The sequence below is a fragment of the Myxococcus sp. CA051A genome, from assembly GCF_013336705.1.
In the GTDB taxonomy this organism is placed as follows: domain Bacteria; phylum Myxococcota; class Myxococcia; order Myxococcales; family Myxococcaceae; genus Myxococcus; species Myxococcus llanfairpwllgwyngyllgogerychwyrndrobwllllantysiliogogogochensis.
Genome location: NZ_JABUMS010000002.1, coordinates 893,241 through 908,387, shown reverse-complemented (window position 1 = coordinate 908,387; position 15,147 = coordinate 893,241). Strand labels below are relative to the sequence as shown.

15 protein-coding genes and 1 pseudogene are annotated in these 15,147 nt (G+C 69.0%); 10 read left to right on the top strand and 6 right to left on the bottom strand.

The genetic code is table 11. The annotated features are described in order from the left end of the window. Positions 1-27 precede the first annotated feature (27 nt). Positions 28-675: a hypothetical protein gene (locus HUA74_RS09155; protein ID WP_141641657.1), complete on the top strand. Its 648-nt coding sequence runs from the start codon at positions 28-30 to the stop codon at positions 673-675. Between the two features lie 70 nt (positions 676-745). Here the strand turns inward: HUA74_RS09155 and HUA74_RS09150 are convergent, their stop codons facing one another. After that, a complete protein-coding gene (locus tag HUA74_RS09150) occupies positions 746-2,074 on the bottom strand; it encodes a response regulator (RefSeq protein WP_141641656.1) in 1,329 nt (442 codons plus the stop codon). Positions 2,075-2,188: 114 nt separating this feature from the next. Between HUA74_RS09150 and HUA74_RS09145 the strand changes: the two genes are divergently transcribed. The 7 genes from HUA74_RS09145 (at position 2,189) to HUA74_RS09115 (ending at position 8,597) form a co-directional block, all read left to right on the top strand. Beyond that, entirely contained in the window at positions 2,189-2,554 is a 366-nt protein-coding gene (locus tag HUA74_RS09145) for an MXAN_6627.5 family MYXO-CTERM protein (RefSeq protein WP_141641655.1), read from the top strand. An 11-nt stretch (positions 2,555-2,565) separates the two neighbouring features. Further along, positions 2,566-3,609 carry a methyltransferase gene (locus tag HUA74_RS09140; protein WP_174454199.1) on the top strand — a complete coding sequence of 348 codons (1,044 nt, stop codon included), beginning with the start codon at positions 2,566-2,568 and terminating at the stop codon, positions 3,607-3,609. A gap of 83 nt (positions 3,610-3,692) precedes the next feature. Beyond that, the gene (locus tag HUA74_RS09135) at positions 3,693-5,138 is read left to right on the top strand and encodes a UbiA family prenyltransferase (RefSeq protein ID WP_174454198.1); all 1,446 of its coding nucleotides are present in this window, start codon (positions 3,693-3,695) and stop codon (positions 5,136-5,138) included. A gap of 13 nt (positions 5,139-5,151) precedes the next feature. Continuing rightward, positions 5,152-6,543, top strand: a complete 1,392-nt coding sequence (locus tag HUA74_RS09130; RefSeq protein WP_174454197.1) for an FAD-binding oxidoreductase — start codon at positions 5,152-5,154, stop codon at positions 6,541-6,543. 24 nt (positions 6,544-6,567) lie between these two features. Continuing rightward, positions 6,568-7,305, top strand: a complete 738-nt coding sequence (locus HUA74_RS09125) for an SDR family oxidoreductase (protein ID WP_141641651.1) — start codon at positions 6,568-6,570, stop codon at positions 7,303-7,305. A 64-nt stretch (positions 7,306-7,369) separates the two neighbouring features. Then, on the top strand, positions 7,370-7,960 hold the full coding sequence (locus tag HUA74_RS09120; protein WP_174454196.1) for a Uma2 family endonuclease: 591 nt from the start codon (positions 7,370-7,372) through the stop codon (positions 7,958-7,960). A 49-nt stretch (positions 7,961-8,009) separates the two neighbouring features. Beyond that, entirely contained in the window at positions 8,010-8,597 is a 588-nt protein-coding gene (locus tag HUA74_RS09115; RefSeq protein ID WP_174454195.1) for a Uma2 family endonuclease, read from the top strand. 27 nt (positions 8,598-8,624) lie between these two features. Here HUA74_RS09115 and HUA74_RS09110 read toward each other — a convergent pair whose 3' ends face one another. Continuing rightward, the gene (locus HUA74_RS09110) at positions 8,625-9,740 is read right to left on the bottom strand and encodes an aldo/keto reductase (protein ID WP_174454194.1); all 1,116 of its coding nucleotides are present in this window, start codon (positions 9,738-9,740) and stop codon (positions 8,625-8,627) included. A 90-nt stretch (positions 9,741-9,830) separates the two neighbouring features. Between HUA74_RS09110 and HUA74_RS09105 the strand changes: the two genes are divergently transcribed. After that, positions 9,831-10,733: a LysR family transcriptional regulator gene (locus HUA74_RS09105; protein ID WP_174454193.1), complete on the top strand. Its 903-nt coding sequence runs from the start codon at positions 9,831-9,833 to the stop codon at positions 10,731-10,733. 18 nt (positions 10,734-10,751) lie between these two features. Here the strand turns inward: HUA74_RS09105 and HUA74_RS45530 are convergent, their stop codons facing one another. The 4 genes and pseudogenes from HUA74_RS45530 to HUA74_RS09090 form a co-directional block, all read right to left on the bottom strand. Beyond that, positions 10,752-10,985 carry an alpha/beta fold hydrolase gene (locus tag HUA74_RS45530; RefSeq protein WP_254625004.1) on the bottom strand — a complete coding sequence of 78 codons (234 nt, stop codon included), beginning with the start codon at positions 10,983-10,985 and terminating at the stop codon, positions 10,752-10,754. A gap of 204 nt (positions 10,986-11,189) precedes the next feature. After that, a pseudogene (locus HUA74_RS45525) lies at positions 11,190-11,464 on the bottom strand (alpha/beta fold hydrolase); the annotation flags it as partial. Between the two features lie 210 nt (positions 11,465-11,674). Then, positions 11,675-12,238, bottom strand: coding sequence for a regulatory protein RecX (locus tag HUA74_RS09095; protein WP_141641645.1), 564 nt, complete (start codon positions 12,236-12,238; stop codon positions 11,675-11,677). Between the two features lie 110 nt (positions 12,239-12,348). After that, the gene (locus tag HUA74_RS09090; protein ID WP_174454192.1) at positions 12,349-14,073 is read right to left on the bottom strand and encodes an alkaline phosphatase family protein; all 1,725 of its coding nucleotides are present in this window, start codon (positions 14,071-14,073) and stop codon (positions 12,349-12,351) included. A 106-nt stretch (positions 14,074-14,179) separates the two neighbouring features. Between HUA74_RS09090 and HUA74_RS09085 the strand changes: the two genes are divergently transcribed. Then, entirely contained in the window at positions 14,180-15,115 is a 936-nt protein-coding gene (locus HUA74_RS09085; RefSeq protein WP_141641643.1) for a LysR family transcriptional regulator, read from the top strand. Positions 15,116-15,147: the final 32 nt, after the last annotated feature.

Here is a 15,147-nt window from a genome sequence, read left to right as displayed (position 1 = left end):
GAGGGAAGCGCGGGTAGGGTCCGCGTCGTGCAGCCCATTCTCCTTGCCTTCCTGCTCGGTCTGTCCCAGGGCCTGCTCCACGCCGTGGGGCCGGACCATTGCGCGGCCGTGGCCACGCTCGGAACCCTGAATGGGGGCCGGCGTCGAGCGGCCATCGCCACCGCCTTCCGCTTCGCGCTGGGGCACGCGGCCATGCTGGGCGGCATCGCCTCCCTGTGCCTCCTGGCCGGCGTGGGCCTGTCCGAGACCTTCGAGCGCTGGGCCGAAATCTTCGGCGGCGCGGTGCTGGTGGCCCTCGCCGTGACGGCGCTGTTGTTCCCCAACAGCCTGAACCACGGCCACCCCCACCTGCCCGGCCACTCCAAGGAGCCGCACGAGCACGTGCACACCGTCAGCACCGCCGCCGGCGCGCTGATGGCCGTCAGCGGCGTGCGTTCGTTGCTGCTCGCCCTGCCCCCGCTGCTCGTCGGCGGAAGCATGAGCCTGGCCGCGTGGACGTACCTGCCCGGCTTCGCGCTGGGCATCCTCATCGGCATGGGCACCGTGGGCCTGCTCTTCGCCGAGGGCCTCACCCGCCTCAACGACCGCATCACCACCTGGGTGCAGCGCGTCGTCGCCGTGGGCTCCGGTGCGCTCGGCCTGTTCTGGATTGGCTCCCGCCTGACGGGCGGCTGAGCTCGAGCTCCAAGCCACCCCGGGCGCCCCAGGCTCCAAGCAGGCGCCCGCCCGGCGACCCGCAGCCGCGCTACGAGCGCTTGTCCAGGATGCCCAGCGCCATCATCGCCACCAGGAAGCCGTAGACGACGTGCTCGGGGCGGTTGGCGAACGCCAGCAGCTCCGCGACGGTGCGGTTGCCGTCAATCTTGGGCAACAGCTCCGCTTCCCACCGCTCCAGCTCCACTTCGTTGAGCTGGTACGCCGGGGCCACCGCGGGGATGAGCCGGTCCTCCGGCTGCAGCAGCCGGCGCAGGCGCTCCGGCTTGTAGAGCTTCTTGATGCCGCGGACGATGAGGTTGGCCGGGTGCACGTCCAGCTTGATGGACTCCGAGCTGGCCTTCTCCCGGAAGCTCATCAGATAGGTGCCCTCTTCCCACGCGAAGAGCGAGTAGATGACGGCCTTCACCTGCTGGCCCACGTAGTAGAGCCGCTCGGTGTCCTTGAGCAGCCCGCGCTCCACCAGCACGTCGCCGGTGCGCCGGTTCGTCGCTCCCGCCACGGCGGAGGCATCCTGGAGCTGCTCGGGCTTGATCTTCCCCACGCGGACGAGGAACTGCCCGAAGCGGTCCGCCAGCAGGTTGGAGAGGGCGAACACCGGCATGCCCTTCTCGAAGTAGACGACCTTCTTCACCTTGCCGCGCTGGATGCCCAGCTCGCCCGTCTCACGGGAGAGGTAGTAGGCGGTGAGCAACGAGGGCAGGTTGTCCTTCAGCTCGCCCCGGCGGCTGCCCGGCGCGCCCGAGCCCGCGGGAGGAGAGTCCGGCGGATGGCCCGGCGTGGGCCGCCGCACCTGGGTGGCCGGCACCTTCTGCATGGGGCTGGCGGTGAGGTTGGCGCCGCGAATCTCCGCGGTGATGTTGCCGCCACCCGTCACCTTGATGCGGCCCGTCAGCTCCATCACATCCTGGGGGCCCTCCTCCTCCACGTCGATGTCCAGTTCCACCTCGAAGGCGTCCTGGAGGGAGCCGGCGGGCGGGGCCTTCTTTTCCGGAGGGAGGACCTTGGTGACGGCCTCCAGCAGCTTCTGCGCCTCGAACGGCTTCTCGAAGTAGCCGGCGGACTGGTACTTCTGCCGGGCCTCCAGCGCGTGCTTGCCGCCCTTGAAGACGCCGGTGATGAAGAGCAGCGGGAGCTGGGGGTTGTCCTTCCGCAGCGCGTCCGCCAGGTGGTAGCCCATCATGTCCGGCAGCAGGATGTCCAAGACGGCCGCGCCGGGGGGATTGGCCCGAGCGACGTCAACCGCCTGCCTGCCGCGGCTGGCGCCGACGACCTCGTAGCCCGCGTCCTCGAACAGCTGCGTGAGGAGGGAAAGAAGCTCCGGGTTGTCATCGACGACGAGGATTCTGGGGGCGGCCATCGCGGGTCGTACGCTACCAGATGAAGGCGGTGGGGTGGGACAATCTACCCCCGAGTTCCGGTTTCCACGGTGGATGCATCTGTGCGGCGGGGCGGTTAGGGTGACGACCCCGTCATGTCCCTTCGTCACCTTGTCCGCGCCCAGGGCTTGTCTCTGCTGGCCTGCCTCCCCCTCTTGCTGCCCGCCGTCGCCCTCGCCCAGTCATCGGGGGACGGAGGCATCATCATCCCCCTCCCGGACGCATCCACTGGAGAGGGCGGACCCGACCGGGACAACCCGGAAGGGGAGGACGGGACGGGGCGGGTGAACACCGTCTGTCGCAGCAGCGGAGACTGTTCGCCGCGCTTCTCCTGCGAGGACGGCACCTGCCGCTACACGGGGGTGCGCAAGGCGGAGCAGGTGGGCTGCCTGATGGGCGTGGAGGCCGCGCTGGTGATGGTGGGACTGGCCGGCCTGGCCCTCCCCCGGAAGAAGCGTTAGGGGGCGCGCGCATGCGGCTGGGGCTCAAGGCGGACAACCTGCTGGAGCGAGTGGCGGACTGGTTCAACCTGGCCCCCCAACCCCTGGCCCATGCCTTCTTCGGGATGATGGCGTCGCGCACGCTGATGGCGGGCGTGCGGCTGGGCATCTACGGCGCGCTGGCGGACGGCGCGGCCACGTCGGAGGCGCTGGCGGCGCGGCTGAAGCTGTCCCCGGAAGGCACCCGCTCCCTGCTGGAGGCGCTGGTGGCGTGCGAGGCGGTGGAGCGTCAGCGCGACGGCCGCTACCGGCTGGCTTCGCGCTCGAAGCGGTGGCTGGACCCGCGCTCGCCCAAGTACGTGGGCGCCTTCCTGGAGTTCAACTACGCGCAGTGGGACTGGTGGACGGGGCTGGAGGGCGTGGTGCGCTCGGGCGAGGCGGTGGACATCCACGACTTCGCGCCGGAGGACCCGCGCTGGCGCGACTACATCCACGCCATGCACCAGCTCGCCCGGCTGGCGGCCCCGGAGGTCGTGGGCGCCATCCCCCTGCCCCGAGGTGCCAGACACCTGTTGGATTTGGGCGGAGCGCACGGCTGGTTCGCCGCGGAGCTGTGCCTGCGCCACCGGGGCCTCAAGGCCACGGTGCTGGACTTGGAAGGCAGCGTCCGAGTGGGCCGGGACATCATCGCCTCCGCGGGGCTGAGCCACCTGGTCACCCATCAGGCCGGGGACATCCTCTCCGCGGAGCTGGGTGGCCTCTATGACGGCGTGCTGTTGTTCCAGGTGATGCACCACCTGACGCCCGCGCAGAACGTGGCGCTCCTGCGCCGCATCCGCTCCTCGCTGGCCCCCAAGGGGACGTTGGCCGTGCTGGAGTATCTGCGCGAGGACATCCAGGACCCCGCCAGCTCCGCGCCCCTCATCGGCCTGCACTACTTCGTCACCTCCGGCTCCGACGCCTACACGCCCGCGGAGGTGGAGGGCTTCCTCGACGACGCGGGCTACCGCATCGAGAGCAGCCGACCCATCCGAAACCTCCCCCTTCAAACCCTGCTGATCGCCCGACTCGACTGAGCGGTGCCCTGGCGGGCGGGGGGGCGCGCGCCCTTCCCGCTCCAAGGAGCGGTCTGACAGGGTAGCCTTCGCCCCCGTTGCCCATGCTTCCCGAGACACCCCTCACCGCTGACTCGCCCGACGTGGCGCTCGCCGTCGACCTCGACGGGACACTGGTGCGCACCGACACGCTGCACGAGAACCTGCTCGTGCTCTTCAAGCGCGCGCCGTGGCTGCTCCTGCTGCTGCCCCTGTGGGTGCTCAAGGGCAAGGCGTACTTCAAGGCGGAGGTCGCCCGGCGGGCGGGCCTGGACGCCGCGCAGCTGCCGTACAACGAGGAGCTGCTCGCGTTCCTCCACGAGGAGAAGGCGCGGGGCCGCCGGCTGGTGTTGGCCACGGCGGCGGACCAGCGAATCGCGCAGGCCGTCGCCGCGCACCTGGGAATCTTCGCGGAGGTCCACGCCAGCGACGGCACGGTGAACCTCTCCGGCGCGCGCAAGCTGGCGAAGCTGAAGGCCGCGCTGGGCACGTTCGACTACGCGGGCAACGACGCGGTGGACGTGCCGCTGTGGCGCGAGTCGCGAAACATCGTGGTGGTCCACGCGCCGGCGGGCGTGCTCGAGAAGGCCCGCGGACTGGGGCGTCAGGTCCACCGCGTCTTCGAGAGGCCCAAGGTGGGCCCGCGCGTCTGGGTGAAGGCGCTGCGCGTGCACCAGTGGGCGAAGAACGCGCTCGTCTTCGTGCCGGTGCTCGCCGCGCACAAGGCCGCGGCGCCGAATCTGTTGGCCCAGGCGGTGCTGGCCTTCGTGGCGTTCAGCCTGTGCGCGTCCAGCGTGTACGTGCTCAATGACTTGCTGGATTTGGACTCGGACCGGCGGCACCCGACGAAGAAGAAGCGCCCCTTCGCGGCCTGCTCGCTGCCGGTGAGCGTGGGCGTGGTGCTGGCGCCGGTGCTGCTCCTGGCCGGGGCGGCGGTGTGCCTGCTCTTGCCGCCCGCCTTCGCGGCGCTGCTGGCGACGTACTACGCGCTGACGCTGGCGTACTCGCTGCGGCTCAAGCAGGTGGTGATGCTGGACGTGCTGGTGCTGGCGGGCCTGTACACGGTGCGCATCTTCGGCGGCTCGCTGGCGGTGGGCGTGCCCACGTCGAGCTGGCTGCTCATGTTCAGCATGTTCCTGTTCCTGTCGCTCGCGCTGGTGAAGCGGCTGAGCGAGGTGCGCCGGCTGCGTCTGTCCAACGAGACGTCCGCGCATGGGCGCGGGTACCTGGCGCAGGACTACGAGCAGCTCGCCAGCCTGGGCGCGGCGGCGGGCCAGGTGTCCGTGCTGGTGCTGGCGCTGTACATCACGTCGAAGGAAGTGACTGTCTATTACGACCACCCGGAGCGGCTGTGGCTGTTGTGCCCGGTGATGCTCTACTGGGTGGGCCGCATCTGGGTGCTGGCGCATCGCGGGCAGGTGAACGAGGACCCGCTCGTCTTCGCGCTCAAGGACAAGGTGAGCTACGCGGTGGGGCTCGTCTCCGCCCTGGTCTTGTGGGCGGCCACGTGAGAGGGCTTCCGCGATGAAGTCACTGGAGTCCTGGGGGCGTTACCCCCAAGTCGAGCAGCGCACGCAGGCGCTGACGTGGCGCTCGGACGCGCTGCCGCAAGTCTCTGGCTCCGTGCTGCCGCACGGGCTGGGGCGCAGCTATGGCGACTCCTGCCTCAACGGGGGCGGGACGCTGCTGCTCACCTCGGGCCTGGACAAGCTCATCGCCTTCGACGCGGCCACGGGCGTGGTGCGCTGCGAGGCGGGCGTCACGCTGGACACGCTGTTGCGACTGGCGGCGCCTCGGGGCTGGTTCCTGCCGGTGACGCCGGGCACCAAGTACGTGACGGTGGGCGGCGCCATCGCCAACGACGTGCACGGGAAGAACCACCACCGGGGCGGGACGTTCGGCCGCTATGTGCGCCGCTTCGAGCTGGTGCGCTCGGATGGCAGCCGCCGGGTGTGCGCGCCGGACGAGAACCCGGACTGGTACGGCGCGACGATTGGCGGCCTGGGACTCACGGGGCTCGTCACGTGGGCGGAGGTGCAGCTCAAGCCCATCAGCAACCCGTACGTGCTCCAGGAGACGGTGCCCTTCGGCAACCTGGACGAATTCCTCGTCGTGGCGCGCGAGTCCGAGGCGGACCACGAGTTCACCATGGCGTGGGTGGACTGCCTGGCGCGCGGCAAGAAGGTGGGACGGGGCCTGCTGTACCGGGGCAACTTCGCGCCGCCGCAGTTCGACGGGCTCCCGCTGACCAAGAGCCACCTGTCGCATGGCATTGGCCTCGCGGTGCCGATGGACATGCCGGCCTTCTGCCTCAACCGGCTGTCGGTGTCGGCGTTCAACTGGCTCTACTTCCACCGGCAGAACGGCAAGCCCAAGCAGCGGCTGACGCACTACGACCCGTTCTTCTATCCGCTGGACGCCATCTACGCGTGGAACCGCATCTATGGCAGCCGGGGCTTCCTCCAGTTCCAGTGCGTGGTGCCCTACGCCACCGCGCGTGACGCGCTGAAGGACATCCTGGAGCGAAGCTCGCGCGGCGGACTGCCCAGCTTCCTGTCGGTGCTGAAGACCTTCGGTGACCTTCCCTCGCCGGGGTGGATGTCCTTTCCGCGCCAGGGTGTGACGCTGGCCATGGACTTCGCCAACCGGGGGGAGAAGACGTACCGGCTGGTGGAGGAGCTGGACCGGGTGACGCGCGAGGCGGGCGGCGCGGTGTATCCGGCGAAGGACGCGCGGATGAGTCCGGAGAGCTTCGCCGCGTACTTCCCGCGCCGCGCGGAGTTCGCGGGGTACATCGACCCGGCGTTCTCCTCATCGTTCTGGCGGCGGATGAATCCGGTGGCCATGCCCTTCTCGCTGGAATCGGAGCGCGCTTCCGGAGCGCCGCATCCCAAGTCCCTGCTTGCGCTTCGCTGACCTCTCTCCGAGATTGCCGACCCCATGAAGAAAGTGCTCGTCCTCGGCGCCACCAGCGCCATTGCCCAGGCGACGGTGCGGCTGCTCGCCGCTCGCGGTGCCTCGCTGTACCTCGTGGGCCGCAACGCGGAGAACCTGGACGCGGTGGCGAAGGATGCCGCCACGCGGGGCGCCGCGAAGGTGGAGTCGAAGGCGGTGGACCTGAACGACTTCGCCGTGCACGAGGCGCTGGTGGACGGGGCGTTCCAGGCGCTGGGCGGGCTGGACGGCGTGGTGCTGGCGCACGGCGTGCTGGGAGACCAGGCGGAGGCGCAGCGCTCGTGGACGGCGACGGAGGCGGTGCTGCGCACCAACTTCCTGAGCGCGGCGTCGCTCCTGACGGTGCTGGCCAACCGCTTCGAGGCGCAGAAGGCCGGCACGCTGGTGGTGATTTCGTCGGTGGCCGGAGACCGCGGCCGGCAGAGCAATTACGTGTACGGCACGTCGAAGGGCGCGCTGACCGTGTTCCTGCAGGGCCTGCGCAATCGCCTGGCGAAGTCCAACGTGGCGGTGGTGACGGTGAAGCCGGGCTTCGTGGACACACCGATGACGGCGCACCTGCCGAAGAACAAGCTGTTCGCCTCGCCGGAGAAGGTGGCACGCGGACTGCTCAGCGCCGCGGATGCGCGCAAGAACGAGGTCTACGTTCCCGGCATCTGGGCGCTCATCATGCTCATCATCAAGAGCATCCCGGAATCCGTGTTCAAGAAGTTGAAGCTCTAGCTGTAAACGGACGCCGTCAGCGGCGCGGCTTGTCGGACGGCCCTGCTATCTCCACACTCGGGGCATGGCCTACGGCAAACGCGAGACAGAGGGTGTCGCGACCCTCGCCGATATCGAGGCTCTGCCCGAGGGCGTCGTGGGCGAGATCATCGAAGGAACGTTGTATGTGCATGCCCAGCCACGTGCTGGGCATATGAATACCCTTGGAAGTCTGCATGCCCTGCTCTGGAGCCCCTTCCAGCATGGGAGTGGCGGACCTGGGGGCTGGTGGATTCAGGTGGAGCCCGGCATCCGGCTGGAGGGTTCGCCGGAGTTCATTCCGGACGTCGCGGGCTGGAGGAGGGACCGGGTGGCACGGCTACCCACGGGTTCCTGGCTCGTAGCACCTGACTGGGCCTGCGAAATCCTGTCACCGTCGACACGTGCGTATGACCTGCACATCAAGCAGCCGTTCTACGCGCGGATTGGCATCAAGCACTTGTGGTTCATCGACGTGGACGCACGAACCCTCACGGTGAGCGATCTGCGCGACGGACTCTGGATGGAAGTAGGGACCTACGGTGATGAGGACGTCGTCCGCGTGCCTCCGTTCGAAGACCTCGAGCTGAGACTCGGCGCGCTCTGGCCGTTCGTGGAGCCCTCCGCCGGGATATAGCCTCTCGCGTCCGCTTGTCAGACAGCGCTGCTATCTCCACACTCGGGGCATGGCCTACGGCAAGCGCGAGACAGAGGGTGTCGCGACCCTCGCCGATATCGAGGCTCTGCCCGAGGGCGTCGTGGGCGAGATCATCGATGGAGCGCTGTACACGCATGCCCGCCCCGGTGGTGGGCATGTCTATTTCGGGCTGAGACTCTTTGGTGAGCTGGATGGTCCGTTCCAGCTCGGAAACCCAGGGCCGGGCGGCTGGTGGCTCATGGTCGAGCCCGGCGTGCAGGCCGGAGGCTCCCCGGAGTTCATCCCAGACCTCGCGGGCTGGCGGAGAGAGCGCGTCGCCCGTCTTCCCGAGCGACAATGGACCACGGAGCCCGACTGGGTCTGTGAAATCCTGTCGCCGTCGACTCGTGCGTATGACCTGCGCATCAAGCGCCCGTTCTACGCGCGACTCGGCATCAAACACCTGTGGCTCATCGACCTGGACTCACGCTCGCTCACCGTGAGCGAGCTGCGTGAAGGACAATGGGCCGAGCTGGGCGTCTACAACGAGCACGACGCCCTCATCCGAGTCCCACCCTTCGAGGACCTGGAGCTGCGCTGGGGCTGGCTCTGGCGCTCCCTTCAGCGCACCGACTGAAACCAGCCTCCAGCGCGCACCCGAACTTCAGCGCACCGCCGGACGGAACCACGTCGGCTCGGCGCGCACGGACGTGCCACCGGTGAACATGCCGCTGGTGAAGAAGGCGTTCTCGAAGAAGATGTACGGGTGGACGAGCTCCGGGCGACCGGCCGCGTCCAGCTTCGCCGCCTGCGCCTCCGGAATCTCCACGTCCAGCGCACGCAGGTTCGCCTCGAGCTGCTCCAGCTTCGTCGCCCCGATGATGGTGGAGGCCACCCCCGGCCGCCGCGTCACCCACGCCAACGCCACCTGCGCGGGCGGCTTGTCCAGCTCCCGCGCCACCTCCATCAGCGTGTCCACGATGCGCCAGTTCTTCTCCGTGAAGAGCTTCTCCATTCCCGGGTTGCCTCGGCCCTGCACCGCCGGCAGTCGCCCCTCTCCCTTCGCGACCAGGCCCTCTCGCGTGTACTTGCCCGACAACAACCCCGACGCCAGCGGGCTCCACGGCGTGATGCTCGCCCCCAGCTCCAGCGCGGCCGGGATGTGCTCCCGCTCGATGTTGCGCTCCACCAGCGAGTACTCCAGCTGCAACGCGACGACGCGCTCCCAGCCCTCGCGCTCCGCCAGCGTCTGCGCCCGCGCGAAGTACCAGGCCGGCACATCCGACAGGCCGATGTAACGAATCTTCCCCGCCCTCACGAGGTCCGTCAGCGTGCTCATCACCTCCTCCATCGGAGTGATGCCGTCCCACGCGTGCATCCAGTACAGGTCCAGGTAGTCCGTCTTCAGCCGGCGCAGAGAGCCCTCCACCGCGCGGTGGATGTTCTTGCGGCCGTTGCCTCCCGCGTTCGGGTCTCCCGGCGACGTGTTCACCGTGAACTTCGTCGCGATGACGGCGCCGTCACGCCCGCCCTGCTTCGCGAAGTAGTCCCCGATGATTTCCTCGCTCGTCCCGTTCGTGTAGCCGTCCGCCGTGTCGAGGAAGTTGCCCCCTGCCTCCAGGTAGCGGGCCAGCAGGCGGTGCGCCGTGTCCTTGGGGCTCCCCCAGCCCCACTCCGTGCCGAACGTCATGGTCCCCAGGGCCAGCGGGCTCACCCGCAGCCCCGAGCGCCCCAACAGGTGGTAGCGAGAAAGCGAGTCGATGCGGTTCGTCGTCGTCATGTGTGCCTCCGTGAATGACCTCAAACTGCCGCCCGAGGGCCTTTCGGAGAAGAGGCACGGCGCGAAAGCACTGTTTAGAATGGCTTCACAATGGCACTGACCCCACTGAACGAGCTGGCCGTGTTCGTCTCCGTCGCACGGCACAAGAGCTTCACCCGGGCCGCGAAGGAGCTGGGCGTCTCCACCTCCGCGGTGAGTCAGTCCGTGCGGCTGCTGGAGGAGCGGGTCCAACAGGCGTTGTTCTTTCGCACCACGCGCAACGTGTCGCTCACCGACGCCGGCCAGCGACTGCTGGAGCGCGCCGCCCCGGGACTGGAGTCCGCCCTCAACGCGCTCGAGCACCTGTCCGCCGATACCACGCAGCTCACTGGCACCCTGCGACTCACGGTGCCCAGCATCGCCCTCGCCAGCATCATCGAGCCGGTGCTGCCCCGCTTCCTCCGGGACAATCCGCATGTCCACGCGGAGGTGCGCTTGTCCGACAGGTTCGTGGACATCGTCGAGGAGGGGCTCGACGCGGGACTGCGGCTGATTGAAGCCGTGGAGAAGGACATGGTGCAGGTGCGGCTCACGCCCGCCTTCCGCTTCATGGTCCTCGCCTCCCCCTCCTACCTGAAGCGCCACGGCACCCCGATGCACCCCGAGGACCTGGCGAAACATGACTGCATCACCTACCGCGCGCCCACGACGAGCCTGCCCTATCACTGGGAGCTGGAGCGGGGTCGCAAGGAGCTGCGCATCCAGGTGAAGGGCCGGCTGGCCACGGACCATTCGGAGGTCATGTACCGCATGGCGGTGGCGGGCGTGGGGCTGACCTACCTGGCGGAGCTGCAGGTCGCCCCCGCCCTGCGCGCGGGCACCCTCGTGCCCGTGCTGGAGGACTGGGCGCCCTCCGTCCCGGGCATCTTCCTGTACTACCCCCACCGGGCCCGCGCGTCGGCGCCGCTGCGCGCCTTCATCGCCCTGGCGCGCAAGCTGCTCCCCACGAATTGACACGGGGGCATCGCCACGTCACGCCGCCGGCGCGGGCTCCTCCAGGAACGCCAGCGCCGTTCGCGCGAAGTCCTCACGCTGCTCCCCGAAGATGGGGCCATGGCCCCCGCCCGGGACGACCCACAGGCGGGACGCGGGAATGGCGCGATACAGCTCCACCGACAGCTCCAGCGGATAGAGCGGGTCCTGGTCTCCCTGGACGAGCAGCGTCCGCGCGCGCACCGTGCCGAGCAGCGGCGGCGTGAAGTTCATGTCGTCGAAGCTGTCCGCGAAGCCTCGGCCGTGTCGCCAGAGCGCGCGAATCTGCGCGTCTCCGTGGACGTGTTTGGAGCGCATGTCCGCCCACTCGGCCTCGGTGCGCGATTCCTCCGTGAAGGTGGCCATGATGCGGCGCGCCTGCGCGGGGTAGTACGGCGTGCTGGAGACGAGCACCATCCGCTCCACGCGGCCCGGTGCACGCGTCGCGAGGTGCAGCAGCGTGTTGCCACCCAGGCTCATGCCGATGGCGCGAAACCGCTCGATGCCCAGCGAGTCCAGCAGCGCGAGCACGTCCACCCGCACTGGCGCGTGGTGAAGTCCTCTGACGGGTTGTCGGTCCGGCCGTGGCCCCGCAGGTCCGGAATGATGAGCCGGTACTCGCGGGCGAGCATGTCCAGGTCGAACACATGGACCCAGTCCACGCCCGTCCCCGTGAAGCCGTGGAGCAGGACGAGAGGAGGGCCCTCGCCCATCAGCGTGCAGTGCATTCGCAGGCCATCGAGCGTGACCGTCCGCAGATCTTTCGTCGCGTTCATCCCGTGACTCCCGTGAGGGACCGGAGGTGTTCCAGTCACACGGGGAAGTACGGGAGGCTTTTGCAACTTGATAGCTGCGTTCTTTTCCGCAAAACTGCTTCGCGGCATCACGGCATGGGAGTTCACGCCGGGCCGGACGTCGCAGCGCTAGTCGAGTGCTCCGTCGATGATCTTCTTCGCCACGCCGAACGAGAAGCCCGCGCGAGCCAGCGACGCGAGGTCGCGCTTGCGATTCTCCTCACGCGTGGCCAGGTCCTTGCGAAAGGGCCCCAGTCGCTTCTTCCGGGCCCAGATGCGCGCGGCGTCCTCGTCGGAGACCTCCGCGGTGGCCAGCGCCAGCTTGCGCTGCACCAGGTCCGAGGCCACGCCTTTCATCCGCAGCTTCTGGGCAATCATCCGCGTGCTGCGCCCCGAAGCGCGCAGCGACTGCGCCTTCATCCCCGCATAGGCGTCGTCGTTGACGAGGTTGTTGCGGACGAGCTTCTGCGTGAGCGCGTCAATCCACCCGAGCGCCTCGGCGCGGTCTCCGCCATGCTCCTTCACCGAGCGGTCCACCCGGCGCACCAGCACGCGTTTCAACTGGCTCACCGTGGAGGCGTAGCGCTTGAGGTAGTGCAGCGCCACGTTCTCCAGATAGCGGGCGGACACCTTCCGGGGTCGCTTCTGTTTCCTGGGGGGCCTGCTGTCCTGTCCGGTCCGGTCGTCGTCCACGTGGCCCCCTATCTACCAGGGGCGTCTGACCCGGACGCGAAACAAGAGCTGTCAGGTCCAGGAACACCCGAGCGGGCAGTCGAGCGGCGCCACCGCCTCCTCACTCGCCCTCATCGCGCGGCGGCGGCATTCGCGGCGCAGCTCGCGGGCACGGCCGTCCCAGGCGCCAGGGCCTCGCAGAGCGGACTTCCCGAGGCATCCGGCAGCGTCACGCCCAGCCACGTCGCCAGCGTGGGCGCCAGGTCGAGCGGAGTGACGGGCCGCCCATGCCGCGCGGCGGGGAGGCCCTGGCCGAAGAGGATGAGCGGCACGTGGATGTCGTACTCGTACGGCGTGCCGTGCGTGCTCGCATGGTCTTCCCCCGGCTCCAGCAGCACATGCGGGTCCGCGATGATGACGAGTTCCCCGGACCGCGCCGGCACGTACTCCCCGCGCACCCTTCGAGCGAAGCCCCGCTCACGGCCCGCGCTCACGTCCGAGGCGGAGACGACGTCGGAGATGCCGGGCAGCGCCTGGACCGCGGTGCGGCTCACCTCGACGGCATCTTCCAACCTCACCTTGCGCGCCTTCAGGCGCGACTGACGCAGATACAGGTGCGGCACGCTGAAGGCCTCCACCCAGTCCTCGGGTCCGAACGCCCGGTCCAGCGCCGCGTCCACCGCGTGCGTCACGAGCACACCTGGCATCCGCTGCTCGGCTCGCGCGGGCGCGGGCGCCATCCCGTGGTCCGCGCTCATGGCCACCAGCACCCGCGACAATCCGAGTTCCCGCTCCAGCGTCGCCAGGAACGCGGCCAGCGCCCTGTCCATTCGGAGAATCATGTCCGCCGTCTCGTGACTCTCCGGACCGAAGGCGTGGCTCACCACATCCACACTCGACATGCCGATGGCCAGCAGGTCCCTCGCACCAGGACGCTTCCCCAGCGCTTCGGCGCGCAGGCCCGCCAGGGCGAACTCGAACAGCTTCTCCGCGCCCAGCGGTGTGTAGAGGAAGGCGTCCTCCGTGGAGAGGGGATGCGGAAACGTCCGCCCCAGGCCCTCGGGTGGACGCTCGCGCGCATCGTCATCGGGCCCGAGCGCGCCGTACGCCCCGGGCTCCGCGCCTCGTGCCCAGACTCCACCCTTCTGGAAGACCTGCGCCTGGTTCCAGGTGGAGACCCAGGACGGCAGTTGCTCCGCGTGGTGACGGCTCGTCGTGAAGCCCTTCGTGCCCCACCAGTACGCTTGTCCCCGGTGACCTCCGAGCATGATGGCGGCGCGGTCCTTCAAGGAAACGGACAGCACGCGCGACGAGGCCCCGTGCGTCGCGAGCAACCGGTCTCCCAACGTCGGCACCAGCAGTCGCCGGGGTGACACGCCCTTTCCCTTCGGGTCATCCAGCGGTGGGCTCGCGGCGTCCTTCACACAGCTCACCTCCGCGCCGGACTCCCGCTCGTACCACTCGTTGGAGATGATTCCGTGCGCGCCAGGAAGAGCCCCCGTCGCGAGCGTGGCGTGTCCCGGGCACGTCTTCGTCGTCGCGTAGGGATAGCGCGCGGAATCGAAGACGGTGCCGCCCTCCAGCAGTCTGCGGAAACCTCCCGGCCCCATCCGATGGCGCCACCGCTCCAGGTCGTCGTAGCGCAATCCGTCGAACACCAGGAACACCACCAACGACGGGCGCGCCTCTTCCGCGGCGGATACCTGTGCCCGCGAGGAGCCTCGGGCTGGAGCCACCGTGCGTGACCCCACCTTGCCCGAGGACACCTCTGGCTCACGTGCCTCGCTCGGGCTCGAGCCCAGCACCACCCATAGACAGCCCAGCGACACGAGCGTCCGACTCCATGAACCCGTCATGATTCCACCTCCGACACCGCGCACCTCGCGATGTGGAGGGCATCCTGCGAGCGCTCCGCTCCATCAATCCAATGGATAGACTGGATGGAGCCGATAGAATGGTTCGATGGACCTGGACCCTCGCTATCTTGAGACCTTCCTGACGGTGAGCCGTGAGCGGGGCTTCAGTCGCGCGGCGACGGTGCTGCACCGGACGCAGCCGGCGGTGAGCTACCAGATTCATCAACTGGAGCAGCAGCTGGGCACCGTGCTCTTCGACCGCACGACGCGGCGACTCACGCTGACCGACGCGGGCACGAAGCTGCATGCGCTCTGTGAGCGCTTCTTCGACGAGTTCGGTCGACTCGCGCGCACGTTCAAGGAGGGCGACACCCAGCCAGCACCGCTGCGCATCGCCTCGGTGAGCGGCTTCGGACGCTATGTGCTCTATCCCCTCCTCTCCCGTGAGCGGGCCTCCGCGCCGTACTCCCTGCGCTTCCCCACGGCGGACCAGGTCTTCTCGTCCCTGGAGGACGGCGTCTGTGACGTGGGCTTCGTCTACCTGCCCCACGTATCAAGCCGCCTGCTGACCGCGCCCGTGTGGCGCGAGGAACTGGTGCTCGTCGGTCCGCCCCAGGCACGGGGACGCGCGTTCCCGTCGCTCGCGGCCTTCGAGGACCTGGCCTTCATCACGTATGACGAGTGTGAATACGTCTTCGGCAAGTGGTTCGAGGGCCACTACGGACGACAGCCGCGCTCCGTGCGGGGCACGTACCACTTCGAGGAGCTGGAAGAGGTGCTGGGCACGGTGGCCGCCGGCCACGGCTGGTCCATCCTCCCCGACCACTGCGTCGCCCAGGCCGCCCGTCAGGGCACCGTCGTCGTGCCCCAGGCCCCGAGCCGCCAGCAGGTCGTCAACCTCATCTATTCCGTACAGCGGGCGAGCGCCCCGGAGAACCCCGCGGCGCTCCGCCTCATCGAGTCCCTGCGCACCGCCAGCGAGCAGCGTGGACTCACCGCGCCCAAGACACGCCGGACAAAGGCACGGCGCAAGGCGCGGTAGGCGCCTCGGATGACCCGCGTCGCGTTCAGCCC